The 20,696-nt window shown below is 49.8% G+C and carries 28 protein-coding genes; 13 read left to right on the top strand and 15 right to left on the bottom strand.

Going from position 1 to position 20,696, the window contains the following annotated elements:
* The 6 genes from EI42_RS27900 to EI42_RS27875 all read left to right on the top strand — a co-directional run.
* Positions 1-414 (top strand): hypothetical protein (locus EI42_RS27900; RefSeq protein ID WP_211326378.1); only part of this gene is annotated, 414 nt, incomplete at its 5' end.
* Positions 383-628, top strand: coding sequence for a hypothetical protein (locus EI42_RS27895; RefSeq protein WP_111325921.1), 246 nt, complete (start codon positions 383-385; stop codon positions 626-628). The genes EI42_RS27900 and EI42_RS27895, both read left to right, overlap by 32 nt.
* Positions 629-744: 116 nt before the next feature.
* Entirely contained in the window at positions 745-1,032 is a 288-nt protein-coding gene (locus EI42_RS27890; RefSeq protein WP_111325920.1) for a hypothetical protein, read from the top strand.
* Positions 1,029-1,529 (top strand): hypothetical protein, encoded by a 501-nt coding sequence (locus tag EI42_RS27885; protein ID WP_111325919.1) that lies wholly within the window; start codon positions 1,029-1,031, stop codon positions 1,527-1,529. The genes EI42_RS27890 and EI42_RS27885 overlap by 4 nt, the downstream gene beginning before the upstream one ends.
* Positions 1,529-1,909, top strand: a complete 381-nt coding sequence (locus tag EI42_RS27880) for a hypothetical protein (RefSeq protein ID WP_111325918.1) — start codon at positions 1,529-1,531, stop codon at positions 1,907-1,909. Before EI42_RS27885 ends, EI42_RS27880 begins: the two co-directional genes overlap by 1 nt.
* Entirely contained in the window at positions 1,902-2,429 is a 528-nt protein-coding gene (locus EI42_RS27875) for a helix-turn-helix domain-containing protein (protein WP_111325917.1), read from the top strand. Before EI42_RS27880 ends, EI42_RS27875 begins: the two co-directional genes overlap by 8 nt.
* A 259-nt stretch (positions 2,430-2,688) precedes the next feature.
* On the opposite strand, the gene EI42_RS27870 is transcribed toward EI42_RS27875, so the two are convergent.
* The 4 genes from EI42_RS27870 to EI42_RS27855 form a co-directional block, all read right to left on the bottom strand.
* Complete coding sequence (locus EI42_RS27870; RefSeq protein ID WP_111325916.1) at positions 2,689-3,774, bottom strand: RNA-guided endonuclease InsQ/TnpB family protein; 1,086 nt, start codon at positions 3,772-3,774, stop codon at positions 2,689-2,691.
* A 180-nt stretch (positions 3,775-3,954) separates the two neighbouring features.
* A complete protein-coding gene (locus EI42_RS27865) occupies positions 3,955-4,632 on the bottom strand; it encodes a hypothetical protein (RefSeq protein ID WP_111325915.1) in 678 nt (225 codons plus the stop codon).
* A 190-nt stretch (positions 4,633-4,822) separates the two neighbouring features.
* Positions 4,823-5,269 (bottom strand): hypothetical protein, encoded by a 447-nt coding sequence (locus EI42_RS33545; protein WP_211326377.1) that lies wholly within the window; start codon positions 5,267-5,269, stop codon positions 4,823-4,825.
* 59 nt (positions 5,270-5,328) lie between these two features.
* On the bottom strand, positions 5,329-5,610 hold the full coding sequence (locus tag EI42_RS27855; RefSeq protein ID WP_111325913.1) for a hypothetical protein: 282 nt from the start codon (positions 5,608-5,610) through the stop codon (positions 5,329-5,331).
* A gap of 226 nt (positions 5,611-5,836) precedes the next feature.
* Here EI42_RS27855 and EI42_RS27850 point away from each other — a divergent pair, with 226 nt between their 5' ends.
* Positions 5,837-6,880 (top strand): RNA-guided endonuclease InsQ/TnpB family protein, encoded by a 1,044-nt coding sequence (locus EI42_RS27850; protein WP_346268205.1) that lies wholly within the window; start codon positions 5,837-5,839, stop codon positions 6,878-6,880.
* Between the two features lie 38 nt (positions 6,881-6,918).
* On the opposite strand, the gene EI42_RS27845 is transcribed toward EI42_RS27850, so the two are convergent.
* The 3 genes from EI42_RS27845 to EI42_RS27830 form a co-directional block, all read right to left on the bottom strand.
* Positions 6,919-7,740, bottom strand: a complete 822-nt coding sequence (locus EI42_RS27845; RefSeq protein ID WP_111325911.1) for a sigma-70 family RNA polymerase sigma factor — start codon at positions 7,738-7,740, stop codon at positions 6,919-6,921.
* An 11-nt stretch (positions 7,741-7,751) separates the two neighbouring features.
* Positions 7,752-8,051, bottom strand: a complete 300-nt coding sequence (locus tag EI42_RS27840; RefSeq protein WP_111325910.1) for a hypothetical protein — start codon at positions 8,049-8,051, stop codon at positions 7,752-7,754.
* A 199-nt stretch (positions 8,052-8,250) separates the two neighbouring features.
* Complete coding sequence (locus EI42_RS27830; RefSeq protein WP_111325909.1) at positions 8,251-8,739, bottom strand: hypothetical protein; 489 nt, start codon at positions 8,737-8,739, stop codon at positions 8,251-8,253.
* Between the two features lie 312 nt (positions 8,740-9,051).
* Here EI42_RS27830 and EI42_RS27825 point away from each other — a divergent pair, with 312 nt between their 5' ends.
* Genes EI42_RS27825 through EI42_RS27815 form a run of 3 tightly spaced genes read left to right on the top strand, consistent with a single transcriptional unit; the run spans position 9,052 to position 10,859 of the window.
* Entirely contained in the window at positions 9,052-10,272 is a 1,221-nt protein-coding gene (locus EI42_RS27825; protein ID WP_111325908.1) for a helix-turn-helix domain-containing protein, read from the top strand.
* A complete protein-coding gene (locus EI42_RS27820; RefSeq protein WP_111325907.1) occupies positions 10,269-10,520 on the top strand; it encodes a hypothetical protein in 252 nt (83 codons plus the stop codon). Before EI42_RS27825 ends, EI42_RS27820 begins: the two co-directional genes overlap by 4 nt.
* A gap of 30 nt (positions 10,521-10,550) precedes the next feature.
* Complete coding sequence (locus EI42_RS27815; RefSeq protein ID WP_170142967.1) at positions 10,551-10,859, top strand: Dabb family protein; 309 nt, start codon at positions 10,551-10,553, stop codon at positions 10,857-10,859.
* A 66-nt stretch (positions 10,860-10,925) separates the two neighbouring features.
* Here EI42_RS27815 and EI42_RS32865 read toward each other — a convergent pair whose 3' ends face one another.
* The 5 genes from EI42_RS32865 to EI42_RS27790 all read right to left on the bottom strand — a co-directional run bounded on the left by EI42_RS32865 (position 10,926) and on the right by EI42_RS27790 (position 13,645).
* Positions 10,926-11,096, bottom strand: a complete 171-nt coding sequence (locus tag EI42_RS32865; RefSeq protein ID WP_170142966.1) for a hypothetical protein — start codon at positions 11,094-11,096, stop codon at positions 10,926-10,928.
* The gene (locus EI42_RS27810) at positions 11,093-11,347 is read right to left on the bottom strand and encodes a lasso peptide biosynthesis B2 protein (RefSeq protein WP_281279023.1); all 255 of its coding nucleotides are present in this window, start codon (positions 11,345-11,347) and stop codon (positions 11,093-11,095) included. Before EI42_RS27810 ends, EI42_RS32865 begins: the two co-directional genes overlap by 4 nt.
* Positions 11,348-11,884: 537 nt before the next feature.
* Positions 11,885-12,442, bottom strand: a complete 558-nt coding sequence (locus EI42_RS27800; protein WP_211326376.1) for a hypothetical protein — start codon at positions 12,440-12,442, stop codon at positions 11,885-11,887.
* Positions 12,443-12,928: 486 nt separating this feature from the next.
* Positions 12,929-13,390 (bottom strand): hypothetical protein, encoded by a 462-nt coding sequence (locus tag EI42_RS27795; RefSeq protein ID WP_111325902.1) that lies wholly within the window; start codon positions 13,388-13,390, stop codon positions 12,929-12,931.
* Positions 13,391-13,408: 18 nt separating this feature from the next.
* On the bottom strand, positions 13,409-13,645 hold the full coding sequence (locus EI42_RS27790; protein WP_111325901.1) for a hypothetical protein: 237 nt from the start codon (positions 13,643-13,645) through the stop codon (positions 13,409-13,411).
* Between the two features lie 247 nt (positions 13,646-13,892).
* Here EI42_RS27790 and EI42_RS27785 point away from each other — a divergent pair, with 247 nt between their 5' ends.
* The 3 genes from EI42_RS27785 (at position 13,893) to EI42_RS27770 (ending at position 16,333) form a co-directional block, all read left to right on the top strand.
* The gene (locus EI42_RS27785; protein ID WP_137686378.1) at positions 13,893-15,284 is read left to right on the top strand and encodes a helix-turn-helix transcriptional regulator; all 1,392 of its coding nucleotides are present in this window, start codon (positions 13,893-13,895) and stop codon (positions 15,282-15,284) included.
* Positions 15,285-15,380: 96 nt separating this feature from the next.
* On the top strand, positions 15,381-15,575 hold the full coding sequence (gene tnpA, locus EI42_RS27780) for an IS200/IS605 family transposase (RefSeq protein WP_111325899.1): 195 nt from the start codon (positions 15,381-15,383) through the stop codon (positions 15,573-15,575).
* A gap of 494 nt (positions 15,576-16,069) precedes the next feature.
* Positions 16,070-16,333, top strand: coding sequence for a hypothetical protein (locus EI42_RS27770; RefSeq protein WP_111325897.1), 264 nt, complete (start codon positions 16,070-16,072; stop codon positions 16,331-16,333).
* A gap of 325 nt (positions 16,334-16,658) precedes the next feature.
* On the opposite strand, the gene EI42_RS27765 is transcribed toward EI42_RS27770, so the two are convergent.
* The 3 genes from EI42_RS27765 to EI42_RS27750 all read right to left on the bottom strand — a co-directional run bounded on the left by EI42_RS27765 (position 16,659) and on the right by EI42_RS27750 (position 20,624).
* Positions 16,659-17,546, bottom strand: coding sequence for a lasso peptide biosynthesis B2 protein (locus EI42_RS27765; protein ID WP_111325896.1), 888 nt, complete (start codon positions 17,544-17,546; stop codon positions 16,659-16,661).
* Positions 17,547-17,565: 19 nt separating this feature from the next.
* Complete coding sequence (locus tag EI42_RS27760) at positions 17,566-19,134, bottom strand: asparagine synthase-related protein (protein ID WP_170211524.1); 1,569 nt, start codon at positions 19,132-19,134, stop codon at positions 17,566-17,568.
* A gap of 485 nt (positions 19,135-19,619) precedes the next feature.
* Positions 19,620-20,624, bottom strand: coding sequence for a phosphotransferase enzyme family protein (locus tag EI42_RS27750; RefSeq protein WP_170142964.1), 1,005 nt, complete (start codon positions 20,622-20,624; stop codon positions 19,620-19,622).
* Positions 20,625-20,696 lie beyond the last annotated feature (72 nt).

Below are 20,696 nucleotides of genomic sequence, written 5' to 3'. Positions count from 1 at the left end.
GAAGTGTTAGATGAAAGACTAGCCGAATCTACCCACTTGTTGATAGCAGGCCGTTCCGCTCTATCACGACGCTGTGGCCGGGTGATGGAGAGCATGCGGGGACGGAAGGATGCCAGAGATGAGTACAAGGAGGAAGATGTGAGCACAACCATCAGCAGTGAGGTGGCGCGGCTGCGCATGCGGATTGCCCGGGAGTGTGAAGCAATGCACCGGGGCCTCTCGGGCGTCGCAATGGTGGCACGCCATGCCTTTATCAATGAACGGTATACAGCCCTCGAAGCGTCCTGGCAGCGGCTGGAAGAGCTGATAGGGGCCGAGCAAGCGAGCACACTCGTCTGTCAAACGTACTTCCGGATGATAGAACCGAATGGAGGCAAGGCCCATGCAGCAGAAACGGCAACCGAGGATTGTTGAAAAACAGTATGTCGTGGTGCTCTCGTCGACGGAATTGACAACGGCGCTGGTGGCGGCGCAGCGCCAGATGACAGAACTGGTAGCGCGCCACCCGGAGCTGCTGTCGGAGCCAGAACAGCTACAGCTCTATGGGCTATTCCAGTTCACGATGAAGGTAGAACAGGTCATCGAGCAAGAGCGGCACCAGGGGATGCAGTGTGAGGGGGGCGGGTGAGAGAATGAGCACTCGAGCGCCAAAGCGAGAGACACTCACGACGATGAACAGGTTTCCCCTTCGTTACGCTCATCCGGGCGAACGTCCGAGCAGACATTGAAAGGAGTCTATGACCGATGCGTACCTATACAGCAGATATCACGAACCGCGAGACGCAACCTTTGAGCAGAAAAGCCGTGCAACGGTCTCAGATAACACACTACATGAAGCGGCATCGGCTCTCGATCCACACCGTGGCTTTTGTTGCCGGGGTCCCGCTCATGGTGGTCTGGCGCGTTCAGCAGGGCGAGCCGATCACGAAAGAGCATGCTCACACGATCAGGTTTGCGTTCCTGTGTTTGACCGGTGTGCCGTATAAAGGCATCTTTGCGGTGTATCCAGAAGAAAGAAAGGGAACACGATGAGACGACAGAAAAAGCAGAAACAGCACATCACGCCCTTGTTTCCGAAGACCAACGACTCCCTGCCCACCACCGATCTGGTCTGGCCGGCCTACGATCAGCTTCGCCAGAGCGACGGGGCGCTTCTGGTTCCTCGGCTCTGCCTCTCCTTCAATGATGTGCGTGTCGTGGAGACGATCGTGAGCTCATACATCTCGTACCTTGGGCATACATCCCGCTTGAAGCCGTCACACCGTGTCAAAATCCAGCGCCTGAGCGGGCTGCGCGCGCGCTTGCACGGCTTGCTTGCCCATGAGCAAAAAGGTGCCTTCTCGAGTGCGGCTCTCTTGCTGACGCTTGAGGATCTGGAATTGCTGAACGAGGTGCTCGATGCCTTCCTCACCCTCATCAAACGGCTCACGGTCCGGTCTCAGGAGCGTGATGAGCTGGTGCAGGCGCTTCGGTTCTTACAGCGTACCATCGAGGATATGATTCAGATTCAGTTGAACGGGGTGGAGTGATGATCAGACGCATTGAGACTGATGAGGCTACGCTTGCAAGTGTCAAAAAGCTCGTAGAGCAACAGCTTCAGGGAGAGAACAAGGCGGCTGAGCGGTCCTCTTATGAGCGCTTTTTGCAGGATCTTGACAGGCCGGTGCCCCCCACGCTTATGGAGGTGGCGGCGCTCTTGAAGGAAGCACAAGAGCTACAAGAGGTGTTTCCTCGCCTGTCGCGTGAAGGACAAAGAGCTGCTGAGGAACGTCTTTCAACCATTTCCAGGCGATTGAGTCAGTGGCATTTGATGCTTGGTCAGCACTTGTTTTTAGGAGAGAGATGGCTGAGTGCAGGAAACAAGGATGTTCTACTCCTCGTTCCAAAGAAAGGGGAAACGGATGCATGAGATGAATATCCTTCCATTGACCGTGAAGGAGATAGAAGACGGGCGCCTGCTCGTTTTTCTCATTCATGTGAAGGCACATGCCTATCCAAAGATGTGCGCTCAATGTCATCGGTTGGGGATCCGGCTAGAGCATGCTCCAGTGTCCGACAACAACGGTTATCACCTGCTCTTGCCAGCATGTGCATATGCGCTTATGCTCTCGCCTGAGGAGGATGTGCGCCATGCCGTGAAATACGCCATTGCCGATGAACGTGCGCTGCTCATCTTTTACCCTGCTGGCGAGAGACTCCCAACGTGCGCCTTCGTGCCTTCTGTCCCTCACTGGAGGCTCTTCATCAAAGAGCTTGCCTGCATCCGAGGCATGAGTGCAGCCACACTTGCGGAGCAACGTGGGCTCCCGCTGGCGCGCATTGAGCAATTTCTGGCTTCCCCCGACACTGATGCGTGGCTCAGTGAGCTTGAAAAGCTTGCGGGCGTCTTCCGGGTCTCCATGCGCGAGTTGTTTGCCGACAGGGACTGACCCACTGACAGAGAACGTGCTTCTCTGCCAGCCCGCAAGCGCATGGTTCCCTTCCAACGAGAAGGTTTTCCTCTTCCCGGTCGCTTGGATGCCCGAGAGAGAGCCAACAGAGATGACTTCCTCTCCCAGCAGCTCCCACCAGCCTCGGGTTGCGCCACTTGCTTGATCTGATCCCAATACGGCCAGGCCTGAAGGGCTTCCAGTACGTCCTGTGGTGTCACTTGTCAAGTACCCCATGGCTAAAGCCAGGGGCTTGTCCCTAAGCCGAGAGGCTCGAAACAATAGGCATCTTGACTTGTGCCCTAGAAATATTGATGGCAGCATTCCAGTCTGCGGGGGCAGCAAGCCCGCAGGCTCGGCAAACAAAGGAGGCTTGACTCTTGCGGTTCTCTTTCGCACAGTGTCCACACGCATGGCACGTTCTGGACGTGTTGCGAGGATCTACTGTATGCAATGGGACACCTGCAAGAGCCGCCTTATATGAGAGAAAGAAACGGAGTTGTCCAAAGGCCCAAGAGGCGTGGCGATTGCGCTGCGATTTCCTAACCGTGCTATCGGTTCTTGACCGAATGTGCCTTAAATCTTCAATCGCTATACCTTGTCTGTGGTCTTTAGCCTTTTGAACAATTCGTTTGGAGATGACATGATTGGTATTTTTCTTAAAACGAGCCTCTTTCCCAGAAAGCTTTTTGAGGTGCTTTTTAGCCGATTTGGTACCACGCTTCTGAAGACGTTGCCTGAGCGCGTTCATCCGTTTGCGGTTCCGCTCAACAGCCTCACCACTGAAGGTCTCTCCTTCAGAGTCGGTAGCCAGATTGACAATGCCCAAATCGACACCGAGCATGCCGCCTTCTGGTTCACTGGGATCAGGTGTGGGAACCTCAAGAGTTACCGCAAGGGAGAAGGTCCCATTGCGATAGATCAAATCGGCTTGTCCCTTGATCGAACCCATACGAGCCTCTTGATAGCCTCCAATACGGAACGGGACCAAGACTCGACCAGAAAGTGTCAAGAGGGAGACCTGATGAAGATCCTTGAAGGACATCACGCGAGGATCATAAACAATGGCACCAGTTTCACGGAAAGAGGGTTTGATGCTTTTGTCTCGTTTGTAGGCTTCAGCCGCCTTGCTAATACAACGGATAGCCAACTGAGAAGGAAGCTTGTAGGTCGCTCTCAGCTCACCATAGACCAGCTTCTGCAAAGCGAACGTGTTCGCAGATTGTTCGCGAAAGGCAACCTCTGCAACAGAGTTAGCAGCTTGGTTGAAGGCGTGCATGGTCTCAAGCAAGGCTTGGTGCTGTTCTTCAGTTGGAGCAAGCTTCAAAAGCATCGTTTGTTTCATGCCTCAAGTATATCAGTATTGATGAAAGCTGTCAGTAGGCTAGCATTTTTGGTGTGCCTACCAGCACACGCCGCCTACGCGGCCCCATCCCAACCTCCCCAAAAGGACTTGCATTCCTCCCCATGGCTAAAGCCAGGGGCATCCTGCTTCGGTTTGGTGAAAAACAACTGGTTTGCACGGTTAACACTCTTGTACATACAAAAGGAAATCCGAAACTGCGTGCCAGGATGGAAGTGGGAAAAGGCGCAGAATCGGGTTGCGCTCAGGAACAACCTCTGCCCCGAATGCGACAAGCATACAAGAACGACGAAGGATTTCTTGTTGGGAAGCCTCAAGCTTTTCAGCCTCTTCCAGCAAACGATCGTAACGATCATCAATAAGGAAGACTGTTTCCCCGGTAGAGGAGATGTAGTGTGCCATATGAACGAGCTTCTCAGCTATACTGCGGCAAAAGACCACTGGTGCTTCTGGAAAGCCCATCTCCTGAAGCCAGTGTCGAGTTGCTTTTGCCATGCCTTCATTGCGTTGTGGACGAGTCACACTATACCGAACGGTATAGTACGCAAAAGAACTCAGACGAGCAAGCTGGTTTATACCCTCGCGGGCATAGGGGAATGGAAGCATCTGTACCAACACGTCGGGATGCAAATCCAGCCAGCCTATCTCACGTCGAAACCGCTGTTCTCCCCAGCTTCTCTTGTACTCTTGCATCTGCGGGACCCGCAACAATTCTCGGTAACTGATCCTCTCAAGCTGATCTTGAGATAAGCCCAGGGCAAACTTTTGATTACAATAGGAAGCAAAAAAGGACATATTGCGCCTCGCAATCGTACCATCTATATCACATCCAACATGCATCTTCTCAACACCTCTTCTTTCCGTTTCGTTCAGGGTAAAGAAGCCAAACAAAGGAGTCAAGAGATGTGTTTATGGATAGAAAATATATATGTGACATAGCATTATGGAAACAGAGCCCTCGGAGCCAACCAGGCGAATCGCGTCGGGCGAGTAGCAGAGAGCACTTCTAGCATGCCTTCAGGCGTATTCATCATGGAAAGCACATCTGCCAGATACCTCCTCTTGAAGATGCTTTCCCGTTCAGGACCAACAAGAGAAGCATGCATGGTACTGACACTGTTCCCGAGATCCTCGGTGGTTGTCTCGACGGTCGGTTCATTGGGCTCACGGTCACTCTTGCCACTTCGCAGCTTGAGCCAGGTAATACAAGAAAATCCAGATAGTAGGTGAGATTTGTTTGCAGAAGATGTTTCAGACGGTATTCGGGAATGCGTCGGGGGTGCTGATCCAGGATTCTCCGAAAATCGTCGCTCACGATCTCCGCGCCACACTCCCGGCACTTATAGCTGTCCTGAGGCCCCCGTAAGAACCAGTACTGGCATGGCCCGTGACACGTTGGCTCGAAGCCGAAGATATGTTGATCCACCAGCGCAAAGAGAGCGTCATTGCTAAAAGCGCTTCTGCTCGTCTTCTTCATCTCTCTCCCCGTCTCGATGGATCTCATCATCTCTTCGTCTTTTTGGCGAAGAGACCATTTCACATTCGCTCGATCCCCCCGAGTGCTCCTGCGATGGCTTTGAGGGAAATGTCTTGTCCACCATTTCTCTCAACCTGATCTGGATTTCCCCAGGAGGGGCAATCGCTCGTGAAAAAGACCAAGACACGCCTCGGGGAGCAAGACCGCTCCAGACAGCGTTTTGGAAACGTTGACTCCTCATGCTCACGCAGGCGAATCACCTGGCGCACCTCATTGGTCCGCGTTGGACGATACCCACGATGTGTATCCTGTGCTTTTGGCCAGGACCGGGTTTCGTTCATCAGGCGCCTCCTTTCTCAATTCTTGCAAAAACCAGGCATATATGATATCCTTTCCGCATGGATAGAACGATAATCGTGCAACTGAATCCGACGCCAGAGCAGGCGCAATGCCTCAAGACAACACTTGAGTAGTATACCGCCTGTTTTCATACCGTTGCTCAAGAGGGATTTACCACTGACTGTAGCAACGGGGTTGAGTTGCACAAACGGACGTATTATCCGCTCCGTGCCTGCTCTTCCTGCTCAACTGGTATGTTCCGCCCGTGTGAAAGCCACGGAAACCGTCAAATCGGCTTTGACGTGGAAGATCAAGAAAGAAAAGGTATTCCTCAAACGAGTCGAAAAGGCGAAGAAACAAGGCAAGCCCATGCCTGTTTTCAAGCCCGTTCGCTGCCCTCACAGCGAGAGCGTGTGTATTCGCTATGACCAACGCTCCTACTGGATCAAGTGGGACACGATGACCTGTCGCCTTGCCACCATGAACGGGCGGGTTGAATTGCCTTTCACGGTTCCTGCTCACCTTCAGCAGTACCTTGGACACAGGATATGCAGTGCTGATCTCTGCTTCCGCAAAGGACGCTATACCCTTCATATCGTCGTATCCATCCCTAAACCTGTTGTCACGCCTTCTCAGGAAGTGATTGGAGTAGACCTGGGGCTGAATCGTCTGGCAGTGACCTCCCAACGGCACTTCCTGGCAGAGAAGCGCTGGAAAGAGCAGGAACGCCGTCTTTTCCGTCTCAAGAGAAAGCTGCAAGCCAAAGGCACTCGCTCGGCGAAACGCCACCTCAAGAAGCTGAGCCAGAAACAGTTTCGGCAACGCAGAGACCAGGACCATGTCCTCGCCAAGCGCATCGTCGAGCATGCCACCCCTGGCAGTACTATTGTGCTTGAGAACCTGACGAATATTCGGGAGCGCACCACGCAACGCAAAAGCGCACAACAACGCCGCTTGCATAGTTGGAGCTTCGCCCGACTCTACTTGTTTGTCGAGTATAAAGCGCAGGCGCGGGGAATCGCCGTTGTCAGAAGAGATCCCTGGCATACCTCGCAAACCTGTAGCAAGTGCGGGTATCAACATCGCTCGAATCGCCGTTCTCAATCGCTCTTCCTTTGCCGCCAGTGTGGCTATCAACTCAATGCAGACCTGAATGCTGCGTACAACATTCGGGACAAGTATCTGGCTTGTCTTGCTCTCTCCGGTAGATCTAGAGAAAGTGGCCCGACCTGTCATGTCAGGCGGGCTATCGTGTCAGTCCTTCGGGGCTAGATGCAAGCCCCCGCCTTTAGGCGTGGGGGTCACCTGACTCAGACGTCCCTCTCTCGTTCGAATTCAACACCGCCATCCGCAGACCGTTTCACCCCCTGTTGCACCTTCCTGGCTGCCGCTTTGCAGATTTGCCGGATGCGTTCACGGCTTACAGTATAATCTCTGGCAATGCTGGCACACGATTCCCCCTTGAAAGCAAAACGTGAGAACACAGCATACTCTCGCTCATCGGGCAGCATCTGGCGCAGCAAGACAGAGAGTGATCTTTCTGCGTCCTCATCGGCGATCGCCCGCTCAAAAGAAGTTCCCGGTTGCGCAGTGACATCACAGGTCAGTTGTGAGAGGAACAGGTCATCCTGGTTCCGCAGTTCGGCAACCTTCAGTAGCTCCACACTGACACCCATGTGCGCTGCTATCTCTTCTTGTGTGGGAGCTCGTCCCAGTTGCTGTGAGAGTGTTGCTATGACCCTGGTTTTCCGTGAAAGCTTTTCCCACAGATGGACCGGGAGCCGGAAGGTCTGCCTGGTGTTATAGATCGCTCTGCTGATGGCTTGCCGGATCCAGTGGGTCGCATATGTCGAGAGCCTTGTTCCCCGCTCTACGTCAAACTCCTCGATTGCTCTGATGAGACCAAGATTGCCCTCCTGGATCAGATCAAGCAGCGGCACACCAGAGGCCTCGCTATAAGGCCGAGCAAGCTTACAAATGAGGCGTTGATTCGCAAGCACCAGCCGCTCGAACGCGGCTCGATCCCGCTTTGTGTGGTACTGGAGCAGGAGGTCCCTCTCCTGCTCAGCGCTGAGCAGGAGAGGGACCTCCTGAAGGTCTCGCCAGTACAGGTCAAGCAGCGTGCTTTCCATCGTCTTTCCTTTCACAAACAGAGGCCGATACCGGACGTGATAGAGCAGGTTCCTTGCTCAATCCTCCCTTGCGAGAGAGCCAACGCTCCGACGACAGCGCTCCCTGTGCTGATGCAGGACGAGAGCCGACCTTTTCGAGAAAGGACGCTGATGCCTTCCCATCGACGAACAAGGTGATAATGGTACGCAAAATAGTCCGGCAGTGTGGCGGCCTCAACAAAGAGCCTGCGTGCCTCTTCAGCATTCGAGCCTTCGGAGATGATGGTGTCTCTGGCCTTCACGGTGAATTGTGTTGACTTTTGTTCACTCATTGGTTCCGTTCTTTTTTTTCACTTTTCTGAGCGCTTCGGGCTTAAGATGGAGTTGACGGTTGACTTTCTGATGCGGTAGGAACGGTAATCCCCATAATGGGGTAAAATGACTGCCACAAGAGCTCCTCGTCTGATCCATCAGCAGACGGTAGTGTTGTCCACCCTCAGGATTTCCGCGACCTCACCAACGGTCAAGAGCTCATCTTGTTTCTGGCTTATGCTTGTTTCTCCTCTCTTGCTCGATGATCTGTTCGACCTTGGTGATAAAACAGTGTAAGCCATAGAGCAGCATCTGCTCGTTTGACGAAAGCTGTTCCGGATGTTTTGCAGAGAGCTCTGCCATGCGCTGCTGAGCGACCAGTAGCGCGGTCGCCAGTTCCGTTGACGAGAGCACCACGACATACTGTTTTTCAGAAATGGGCCCGATCTTGTTTGCTTTTCTGCACATACGACCCTCCTCGCTGTCTTCTGCTTCTCCTCCCACCTCGAAATAGGTCCGACACACGATTTGCGTGGCCGCTTCTGCGCCGACCAGGCGTTCAAGTTGCTTCCAGGGGTGTTCGAGACGCAGGTATTTCTGTTGAATGACATCATGCCGGGCCACCATTGCCAGCCCGCTGACCCCTTGCTTCATGGCCTCGCATTCCAGCTTGATCTGCTCCCGTAATCGAGCAACTTCACTGTTCATATCACTCACCCCTCTCGTATCTTGCCCGGATGTAGTGCGCAACGTACTAGAACCTTTAGCTGATTTGTACAAACGTGAGATATTCAGTATGACACATACTTTTTCTCACGTATCTGCATTCGTTAATTGCTTGCCTGCTTGAAGAAATCTATTTAGAAGTAAGCTATTCAATTATGAATAAAATATGCTATAATCTTCTCTATAGAAAGCATACTCGCTTTTCTTCGTTTTTGAACCAACTGAGAAGATGGTGTTTTGTCTCTGATTGTTCGCCTAACTACCAATCTATAGGTTGGTAAAAGGAGGTTTGGTATGCGGCATATGGAAGAGCGGAAAACGTATCATCATGGATTAACAATCAAGGAATTTCGAGAAAAGCGGAATATGTCACAGAGTAAGCTTGCTGCGCTTTGGCCTCGACAAGATGGTAGTTATGGTGTAAGCTTACAATATGTGCAAGCAGTCGAGTATGGGAAGAAAAGAGTAGAAGACATGGGAACGCTGCGGGCATTGTGTAAGCTCCTCGATATCCCCCACTGGAGGTTTGGCTTGTCTGAATATGATCCTTTTGATCCTGAGTCACTCCCGGGCAAAGGGGTGAGGCTCTATACGGAGACCCTGGAAGTTGTGGAACATTGGATTGAACGAACGGAGGTTCTTTATAGAACCTCGCCATTACCAGAAGCGGCAAGGGATGTCTATTATTTGCAGAAGCTCTTCGACCACTTCGTGCGCGAATACCCCCCAACTCTCGGGCAACAAAAACTCTTTTTGCGGCTTTTTGCTCAGGTAAAAAATCTAGAGGGGGTGATCCTGTTGGGTAATGGAGAATATGAAGCAGCAAAGAGAACATTTGAAGCAATGTTAGAAATAGCAGAGCAACTTCATGAGCTTGGTGACCCGACAATGAGGGCTCATGCTTTACTCACAGTTGGCACTGAATATGAGCGGGCAAATAAAAAGCATGATGCGGTCTCGTATCTGGAAGAGGCAAGAGACGTGACTTTCTCTACCAGCAAAAATGTTGCAGCTTATGTTCATAGTTATCTGGCCCGTGCATATGCAGGCGCAAAAGACCTCTATCACTTTGAAAAGGCAATCGAGACGGCAGAACAGTTAGCGCGTTCCGTGAACTATGGAGACGGGACAGATTTTGTGTATCATCCTCTCAGTGGGATTTTAGCAGAGAAGAGCTATGGATATCTTCAACTCAAGAATCCTCGAGCAGTATTGGATCTCAGAGACATAATAGAGCAACAGATAGAGAAGGAACAAAATAGGCGTTTACATGCCTGGATTCCATATGACTGGGCAAAAGCTAATCTTCTACTCGGTAATGTGGATCAGGCAGTAGAAGAAGCACGTGCGTTTTATCGTCGCTCTCAGGCAATGCAGTCACAGCATGCGTTCAATCGAGCACTCTCGTTTGCAGCTTTATTAAAAAAGCGATATGGCAATGTTCCTGAGGTAAGAGGATTTTGGAGTGAAATAGAAGAAGAAAATAGATGTAAGGATAGTATGAATACAAGATGATTGAGAGTTATGAAGATGGTCGCCCTGATCCCCGAGCAGAAGAAATCCAACGGAACTGGACGCTGTGGACAGAACAAAACCAGTATCGCTTAAAAGAGAGCCTGCCGATCATCGAAGGCGACGTGTTGGTTCTTATAGAGGTCTTTGAACAGGAGGAGAAGAGAGAACAGGATCAATATCTTGTTTTTATTCCACAGATTCCCTTGAATGCGCAAAGGTCATTGAAGACGCTGCGCATTCTGCTCTGAAGCGAATGAAACAGAATGAGGAGGTGTGACATGATTCAACACATTGTCCTGCTTCAGCCGAAGGAAGAGGCTACTGAGGAAGAGATCCAAGCGGCGCTTGAGCACGTAAAAACCCTGCAAGAAAAGATCCCTGGTATCCTTTCCATCCGAACGGGGAAGAACCTGAATACCTCAAACAATCATGGCTTTACCTATGGTTTTGTGATGGAGTTTGCCGATGTCGAACACTTGAAGGCGTATGCCCCGCATCCCGAGCACAAACCAGTGAGCGTCGAATTGCGCCGCCTTTGCACAAACATTCTTGACTTCGATCTTACAAGTACAGCAGGCTGCTGCTAAAAAAGGGAAAGGGTATGAAAGGGAGAATGTACCTCCCCATACCCCTGACCATAAAAAAGTGGCGGGTCAAGGCAGCGAATACAATGCTGCTGTCGTCCCCGCAACATCGACAGACTTCAGAGGAGCCACACGCTTTTTCTGCTTCAGTTCATCGTCTTTGGCGATGAACGTGTTGCAGACGTTCTCGCTTGGCCTCATAGCGCTGACCTGGTCGTTGAGATGGTTTGAGCGGGTCATGCCGTGTGTTTCCCCGCTTGAAGCGGGCGGGAAGCGGCATGTGAGAGAGGGTGCACGATGGGGATCCGCACGAGCGGCGAGGAGCCTGTTGCCACTTCTGGAAGAGCATTCACGACCACGCCATCCACTTCGACCCAGGCGTGGAATTCAAAGCGATCTCTCCCGATCGTCACGTGAGCGGGGATTCCTGCGCGGCACACGGAAGCGCAGAAAGCGACTGAGCGCGTCACACAGAGGGCCTGGGGAGCGATGAGTCGGACCAGACAGTGACAGAAAAGCAGTTCCTGTATGATTTACCACCCTCGTGAAGAGCAAGGACCGAGCAGATCGTGAACGGCCCCGAGAAAATCCGCATGGGCCACGCCCACCGAGTAAAGGCAGATTGTCGGGTATGGATGTGTTGCCATCCGGAAAGGGAAGGAAGGGACGACGGGGTTGCGACTCCCGTCAACAAAAATCCAGTCCTCGGATGCAAAGGTGCAAGCGTGAAAAAGAGCCCTGACGCAAAGAAGGGAGCAGGGCTCCAAAAGGGGGAACAGAGTGAACAGATGATGTTTATTATCTGAATTCGGGCTTTTCCAGGAATTCGGATACTTTGTTCATGTTGACGTAGAAGATGATTTTCCGGGTGTCGCATGCTTGCTCTTCCGCGGCAGCAAAGAACGCTCTGCGCGTCTGCTCAGCGTCTTTGCCGCGTAGAGAATCGTGTCTCCGGCCCTCACTTCGGAGGTATCCTTGTTCTGCGTCTCAAACTCGCTTTTTCTGGCTCTTTCTGCAATAGAAACCTTTCACAAGACCACATGCTTTTCAAGCGCGTCGTGATACGCGGGGGCGAGCCCCTGGTTTTCAAACCATCGCTCCAGTACTCGATAGGCATCCAGCGCTTTCTTTCTCCGCGTTTGCAGCCATTGTTGCCGCAAAGCGTCCAGTTGCCTGAGCTTGCCTTCAAGGTCCTGCTCTGCAAGCGGAGGCCTGAGCGCTCTGTCGACCTCATCAAGCTGATAGTGAGTATGCGCCAACTCATTCAAGGCGGCCAGAATCATTTCAGCAGCTTCACGCGGAATGGCCGCCCCTGCCATACACGCGAGATACGAGGGACGCAGCCCCCGTGCCTCACATGCTTCCTGCGACTCCTGATGGTAAATATTGTGCTTTACTCGTAACTCGTAGAGTGTTGTTTTTCGCCCTGCATACGACATCTCCTTGATATTCATCTTGAAGCAACCGCAACCACGCCGGTAGCAGATCCAGTTTGAGGCAGAGAGCTGCCACCAGCATAGCAGTCGCCTCTTTTCCTCTTTTTCGATCACGTGATGCAACCAGAGCTTGTAAACGCTCCTGAGCATGTGCCATCTGATTTTGAAGATCGCGAAGCGAGACACACGTCAGGGAGACGTGTTCCATCAAGAAGTCACATTCCGTTTTTTGCATACGCTCGCCTCTATGCTTGTCTCCGTCTCCTCAAAGCGAATCGAGAGACGCCAGCACTGTGCCGTCATATCGAGAGAGACCGGCACACCAGTGAGACCCACTTGTCTCCCATCTTCATTGTATCACCCTGTTGTGCCACCAGAATGCCGCTCCCGGTGCTTCCTCATCCTGATCTCCTGTAAAGAGTTAGATATCTCCTCACTGTTCTGCGCCACCAACCAGCCCGCACCGATCGCAGAGAGGAGCAGAGTGCTTGCTAGCACCTGAGACGAAAACTGACGACGACCAGCAGCTATCACTTTGGGCCATCGTTCTCCAATGCCTGCAACCAGTCAGTTACTTTCTTTCTCATCCTTTGAAGCATGCTCTGGACCTTCCCTGTCCTCTCTTGATATCCACAGTTATGGTGACCTGAAACAGAAAAATCGTCTTGCCTGGTGGGGATTCCACACCTCAGCTTCAGCTGACTGTTCTTGCTCCTGGTCGTCGAGAACGCCAAGCGCCCAGAGTATCGCAATGGCAAGTTGACGAGCAGTGAGCGTGACAAGCAGATGGGCAAGCACCGTTGTGAGAGGCCAATCAGCCGAGGAGACCTCGGCAAGCTGCCCGATGACAACCCGTTTCTGTTGCTCTGGCTTGAGGGGTTTCACCGCTTGGAGAAGCTGTTCCAGGCGGTACTCTGGAATGTGTCGAGGGTGCTGAGGCGGGAGTCTCTGAAAATCGTCGCTCATGACCTCTGCACCGCACTCCCGGCATTTGTAGATCTCCTGATACCCTCGTAAGAACCAGTCCTGGCACGGCCCGTGACACGTCGGCTCAAAGCCGAAGATGTGCTGGTCAACCAGTGGCAAAAATGGCGTCATTGCTCAAGGGCGTCTGCTTCATTTTTCTCTCTCCTTCTCGATCGATTGCAGTCGCTCTTTGTCCTGCTGCCGATATCCGATCCGTTCGAGGAACTTCCCAAGAAGCTGGTTGCCTTTCAGAAGCTGGATGCTGCACGCAAAATAGGCAGGAACTTTTGCCGCCCCCAGAAACACGCGACGCGATTCCTGAGAATTAAATCCACTGTACAGAGTATAATCGCCTTCTTTGACTGTGTAATCTTTCTCTGCCGTCAAATATCTCTTTTTCTCATCTCTCGATCGTTGTATCTATAAAGAAGTATATCTATAATGAGATACAAGCTGAAAATGCAATTTTGAATGTATGAACAAGCTTTCTTTTCTCCAATTTTTCTTCTTTCTACAGATTTCAACATCTCCTCAACAAGATGCCGTTTTCCCACTCGACAAGTATTTCTAATCATGCTATGCTAAATATCAGATATACAGTTTTGTGGTTTATTGCAAGAAGGGATGTAGAATTATGACAAAACGGTCTAAAAGATTAAAATTAATAGAAGCAAGGACAAGCAGGGATTGGACGCTAGAAACAGCTTCAAGCCACATAGGTTGTGCTCCTAATACGCTGAACCGTTGGGAATTAGGAGCCACCCCATCAGCCTATGATCGAGCCAAATTATGCAAGGTGTATGGATCGTCAAAAGAAGAACTAGGTCTGGATGACGAGAACATACCAATGCCTGTAAACACCACACAGGAAACACATAATCTTCAAACCTACAGCCAAGCCGATCTTACAACTCAACTCATGGCAATACCATTCACTCCCTCTGAATCCTGCTGGATGCTACAGCAGGAGCTTACACGTATTATCGATGAGGCAACAGAACCCATGCGAACAGAAGCATTACAACGGGTCGCATTCCTCCCCTTACTGTTAAAAGGGAGATCTGACAAACATACAGCAGAAGAAGTAATTCATGAGTGCGCGGCGGGCCTCACTGCTTGTGGTTATCTGGCGGCAGGCGAGCGAAAAGAAATGGAGTGTGCATACTCCGTTCTGGGAAGTTACGTGCCTCTCTTACAAGCAGCAGCACAAGGAAAGTATGAGCATGTAGCACTTGCACTTCTTTCTCAGACGTTCCAACTCAAGTCTAGGATCAGCTACCATCTCGAAGGAACAAAAAAAGCCTTGCTGTATGCGGAACAAGGAGTTTCCTATGCGAGACAAAGTCAGAACAGAGCGTCCCTTGTCCTGGCTCTCCGAGAATTAACCGGCGCTTATGAATGGACTTCGGGGTATCAGAAGATGAATGCTCTTCAGTATGCAGAAGAAGCAGCCTATCTGATAGAACAAAAGCGACACACGAAAGTTTCCCCCGTAATCGAGTCATGGATTTACACTGGTCTGGCGAAATACCAGGCGCTCCATCGGAAGCCGGAAACCTTTACATCCCTGGCAAAAGCCGAAGAAACCTTTTTTGCGAGGGAGGCAAATACAGAACATATTCCCCCTTATATTAATCATAGCCATGCCAGATTAATAAGGCATCGAGGAATTGCATTTGCCTATCTTGGCCGGCAGGATATCGCGTTGGAGACTTTTGGGCAGATCATTGATATCGAAAGTGGAAACTTCAATGCAAAATTGCCCGTCGCAACCCGCACTCATCTGGGCATTCTGAGCGAAGCCATGTTTGCATCTCTCAAACTTCCACGAGCCAAAAAGGATAAAGGGCGCTCTATCGCTCTCTGGAAAGCTGTTGTGCTTTTTGCGCAACGACTTCAAAGCGAAACCTATCTGAACGAAGCAAACTTGGGCTATCAGATCATGGAAGGAATCTGGTCGGGTGATAAAGATATCATAGAATTACGGGATTTACTGTTAATGGCCCAGAAAGCCTCCATCTTTTAAGCGGGGGATGAATGGGCCTTCCTTTTATGGGGCTTGGGCATAGGGCCTCAAGCCTGGGTATTGACACCTATCGCAGATGAGTCTGTCCTTTTCTACGTGGAGTATCAACACGAACAACATACGGTCTATCTGATGGTGTATCACATCATTTGGTGTCCTAAGCGGAGACGAAAGATTTTGAACGGTCCCGTTCATGATCGCCTGAAAGAGATCATCGAGCAGGTTACCAACGAAAACGATTGGCACATTCTCGAACTGGCTATTCAACCGGACCATGTCCATTCTCTTTGAGGTGCAATTCCCTCACGAGGAGGAGGAATGAACCCCACTTTGATACACCGTTCTTCCTGTGTTTCGCTACTTGTGTGGTTGGTATTCTCCCACCAGCGTTCTACTTTGTCTACGAGAGCCACTCATTGCTGTAGTGTCAGGTCAACAAATTTCTGTAGAAGCTTTTTTCGATCAACATCCCACTTTTTCCCTAAATTGGTTATACTCTCCTGAATAGTAAAAAATATGAGATGTGGCCCCTCCGGTGTCATAATATATCCGTTGGGTGCATCCACGATGAGCATAGCTTCACCGAAAGAAAGCGGTAGTGTATACTGCTTGATCGCTTTGTTGTAATAGCGATTAAGGTCCCTTCGTGCGATCTCCACAAGAGCTCAGGGCTGATCTGACCCTTGAACTCTTGCACGTTCACTGAGGTCCAGTGACGCGGATTTGTAGGGTGATAGATGCTTATGTGAAGCAGATTCCTGTATTTCCAGAAAGAACGGAGCCATTTGACCTGGCATGATGAAGCGGAGCACTTTGAAAAGCGGATAAAAAAACAGCGAGTTTACCGGTATCATCGGTATGAGTCGTTGTTACAACGTGTCAGAGATATGAGTGAGTCGGAGCACGAGGTTTATGGTTATGAGCTGATTCGTATCGGTGAGCGAGAGTTTGTCAGACAATATATCGAGTATAATCAGCATTTCTATCTGAAGCCAGAGCACATGTCGAAGAGAATCACTGTCAAGGGAAGCAAACATGAAACACGCTGAAAACCAGAATCTCGCTAGAAGAGATCTATTCTCTACTTCACTCAGCCAAAATAGAGTGGGGATGCTTTTGCATCTTCTCTCCTGTAATAGAGTAGATAGCTTTTTGGGTGATCGCGAAAGGTGACCGTCTATTTTAGAGACGCATGCGGATAGAAAAATTAAAAGGCTATCAGTTCTGATAGCCTTTTTGCTCTTCTTGATCTTCTCTAGCCTCAAGATCGCAGCACAGATTCTTCAGGTCGTGTGACTCAGGGAAGGTGTTTTCTTTTTCATATCCACTCATCCTTCATTTAAACTTGTTCTTCAGTATATGACATTGATAATTTCACATCCTTATTTTTTTCTGGCTCAATGACTGGCTTTGAGTGAAGCTTTCTGGAACGCGCCATAAAACAGTATATCCCAACCGAATGACGTCATCATCGTTGATAACCCGATCTGCTATTTCAACCCAGGCGTGAAATATATCAGATGAATCAAACTGAGCACGCCCGATAACCAACTGAGCAGGCAATCCCAGTGCTAACAGATAAGCACAGAGACCTAACGAGCATGGGACACATTTCCCTCGCGGAAAAAATATTCGTGTCAAAAACTGGCTCCAGAGTAGCTCCCGTCTCCCTAACCGTTGCCAGTTTTCAGGTTCTAGAGAGAGCGTCCTATTAGGGATGGCTAACTCATTCAATCTCTGCTTTATTAACGGCAACCATTGCATTCTTTGCGTTCGCCGAAAGAGTATGAGCAGACTGGCAGCTTGAAATAAGGCAGAGAGACGAGAGTGCCACGAGATTGAAGGAAGAGGACTCAAAGATGTCGAACCAGTCTGAAAAAACTCCCATGGAATTGATTGCTGATACCAGAGAGGCTGAGAAACAGCAGGGCGATAAGAAGAAAAAAGTGCTGTATGGTTTTGATCTACTCGACATTCTTTATCTACAATTACAGGTGTCTCTCCCCGTTGAATCAAACCGTATGATTCTAGCTGGCTACACAACGCCTCGCAGGTTGTAATAATTGTCGTTTCGTCTGCATCGATATCTTCTTTCGCTGCTTGTGCAGCCTGTTCTAAGGTATCGGTAAGCAGCAATGCAAGAAACAAACATGTCTGACATTGATCGAGAGTATAATAATATCCGCTCTGCTCAGAAAGGAAAACGATGCTCCCATCAGTTATGTCAAAGGTCGTTCCTGGAGTGAGATGAATTTGTCCCATATGTAAGACCTCTATTTGCTCATTGGAGTAGAGAAGAGATACTATGTTGCCGCAGAAAAAGCTCAACCATTGCCGTCGCAATCAAGGTCTGGGAGTTGGCCCGAAGTCGGCTAGGATCAGTAAGAACTTGTCGTAATCTTTCTTGGTTGACGAAGCCCAAACGGACTACCCATGCGTCATCACTTCCGAGTAACTTCGCTAAAAGAAGGTGCTCGTTCAAACAGAGGGTTTGCCCAGGAACATTGAGCCAAAGACAGCGAACACGTCGAAGTACTTCAGGAGGTAGCAGATGGGCAAAAGCTAACCGAAGTACAGGTTTTGTTATTTTTTGACCCTGGAAGGGAAAGAATCGGTATGCATATGGTAGCTGAGCGGCAAACTCTTGAATAGGTTCATAGGAGTATGGATGAAAGATCTCAATACCATAATGATGCCAGAGTTCTTCTGTCGCAAGGTCTTGGGGGGAGAAATCAAGGCTTCGTTCCGTAGCAAAGGGTGAATAGGTTAAGAAGGATCGATTCGGCAGAGCAGAAAGAAAATCGGCACGGTGTTTTGGTTGATCCAGAACATGATCTGAGCGAGAAAAAGAGGCAGAGTTAATGAGAGAATCGGAGTGCAAAAAGCTCCGGAACAGATCAGGGAGCTCCCAATTTGTCGAGAGCGAGTGCAAAAGCATGTTCCACCGCTCTTTCCAAGGAAGCGGTGCCGAGAGAATATCCGCTATACTGTACCGTTCCAAGGGACCAAAAGCGGTATCAGCGTACCTCCCGGTTACTGCTATTGTTACTCGATCTTGCCTCATCAAATCCGCTATCTGCTCAAACCAACGATATCCTCCATGCCCATAGGGATGCGGCATAATCCAGGTTTGAGAAAGATAACCAAGGAGGTAGTCAGGTCCTATCGAGGCGGGAATCCAGCGAAATGGAATATTGAGGGTTGTACAAACAGCCTGAGCAAATGATCTCTCATTTGCAGCATTTTGTTTATGCGCAAAATGATAGCCAATAACAGAGGCGCCCTGATACACCAGTGCTGCTGCAAGCGCAGATGAATCAATTCCTCCACTCAAAAGCACTCCTATAGTTTTTTGACATGCTACAAGCGGATGAACGGCTTGACAAAGTCTGGAAAAAGCCTCTTCAGCCCACTGCTGAAGGGAACGGCGTGGGAACTGACTCTTCTGAAGAGAAGGCTGTTGAAGCGGAAATACTGTTTCACGCTCAGGAGTCAGTACAACTGCATAACCAGCAGGGGTCCAATGGAGCTGTTGGTAAATCCAGGCATTCTCTCCCCAACAACAGGCATGAAGGCCTGTTCTCGTAAAATCGTCCAGGCTATCGATCAAATCAGTTGGTGTGGTAGACCAACGCACCAATGCTCCATCGCGACGATAGAAAAGAGTCCTATTACTTGTTTGTGTCTTCCAGAAGACTACAACATGTGAGGAAACAAAGCACCCGACATAATCGCCCTTAAGTAGTGTACAGGCTTCTTGATATTGTCCTGCAAGAAAGTGAGCCAGACAAGTTTCCTGTTGGCAAACAGAGAAAAGTGTTCCGGCAAAAGTCAGTGTTCCCTGGGTCAACGTTAATGTCTCTTCCCACTGGTGTATACCAGAACAATGAGAAAAGGTGAGAAAGGAATGCATAGGTACTCCTCTCTGTGGAGTGAAAAAACGATACGGGACAATCGTCACCGTACCGTTCAAAAAGCTCGATCTATCTATGGACGATGATCTTCGTAGCTATCAAATTCTTTTGAATCTCCTCCTCCTCTGGTTAGTTGTTCAACACGACCAAGTGTCCGGACTTTTGGTTGAGTTAGGGGAAGACGCTTCCCTGATGTATTGGATGCCTTACGCGTACGGCGTGTCTGTTTTTCCATTAGGACCCTCTTTCTCAAGAAAAAGATGAAAAAAATCTAGAAAGAGAAGAAGAAATGTTTCCAAGCATTTCTTCTATCTACTACTCTAAAATATATCAAAAAGTGAAACGATAATCAAGTTCCCTTAAATGAGTAGGGAAAATGGGATATAGTTTTATCCACAGAAGAGAGATAACATAAGTGAATTTAGTACTGTAATGCACGAAGAGCTATAGGGATAATATCATTGGCTAATTGTAAACCCTGCTGGACACGAGAAAAGAGTGCATCAATGCCTGATGTCCGGATATTAGAGGAAAAACGAGCACATGCCAAAATACCTCGCCAAGCCATGGTAAAGCGTATCGCATCTGGTAGAAGAGCTATCTCTTCTTCGCTTAACTGCCTTCTTTGTCTATAGCCCTCTACAATTGCCTGGACACGCTGTGGAATCATCTTTTGAGGAAGGATACCACCTGGTAAATACTGTCCTTTGAGCAGAAAGGCTCCTAAATCAAGTACGGCATACCCTTTGCCAGCAAACTCCCAGTCAATGAACGCTACATTTTCTTTTGTCCTCAATAAATTGGGAAGCCAGCAATCGCCATGTACCAGAGAGAGAGGACCGACGTATTGAAGGACAGATTGCAAAAGATGCGAACAGGTGTGGAGAAGATCCTTAAGATCCTCTCTATTGGAAAGAACATGATCCAGAGGTTCCTGTGCTCGGGCCATAAGCGAGGGATTCCACCAGGACCAGGATATATTTGATGGAAGCGGAAGCTGATGGAGGGAACCTAAATAGGTAGCAGCGGAAGAAAGCGTCTCAATCGACATGTCTTCTGCTATTCCATCAATAAATGAAGAAACAGAGAGAAACCAACCATTGTGGCAACAAAGCATTTTCTGGTTCTGGGTCAGGCGAAGGCGGGGTGCAGGGTATTTCTGTTGCTCTAGAAATGAAAGGAGGGCCGCTCGATGTTCGAGCCAACGGAGCAAGGAATTATCTGTGATCCAGGGGAAAATAGGCTGTTGTGCGAAAGTTTCATGATACGCTTGTATAATCCATGAGTGGCCATGAGGAATATCAAGACGATACATCACAAGAATCTGTTTCCCATCAGTTCCGTCTACAGAGTGTAAGAGATGGAGTTTTCCGTCCAAGCCATATTCCTGGCGAAGAAGCCATGAAAGTTCTTGCCGCTCAACCATATATTCCTCCATTCTTCCCTTCCTTGAGCGAAGGTCAAAGACTTCGTGGTCTCCAAATTTCCAATTCCTTGC

The organism is Thermosporothrix hazakensis (genome assembly GCF_003253565.1).
In the GTDB taxonomy this organism is placed as follows: Bacteria; Chloroflexota; Ktedonobacteria; order Ktedonobacterales; family Ktedonobacteraceae; genus Thermosporothrix; species Thermosporothrix hazakensis.
The sequence above is the reverse complement of the archived record's forward strand: the minus strand, read 5'-3'. Positions and strand labels throughout refer to the sequence as shown.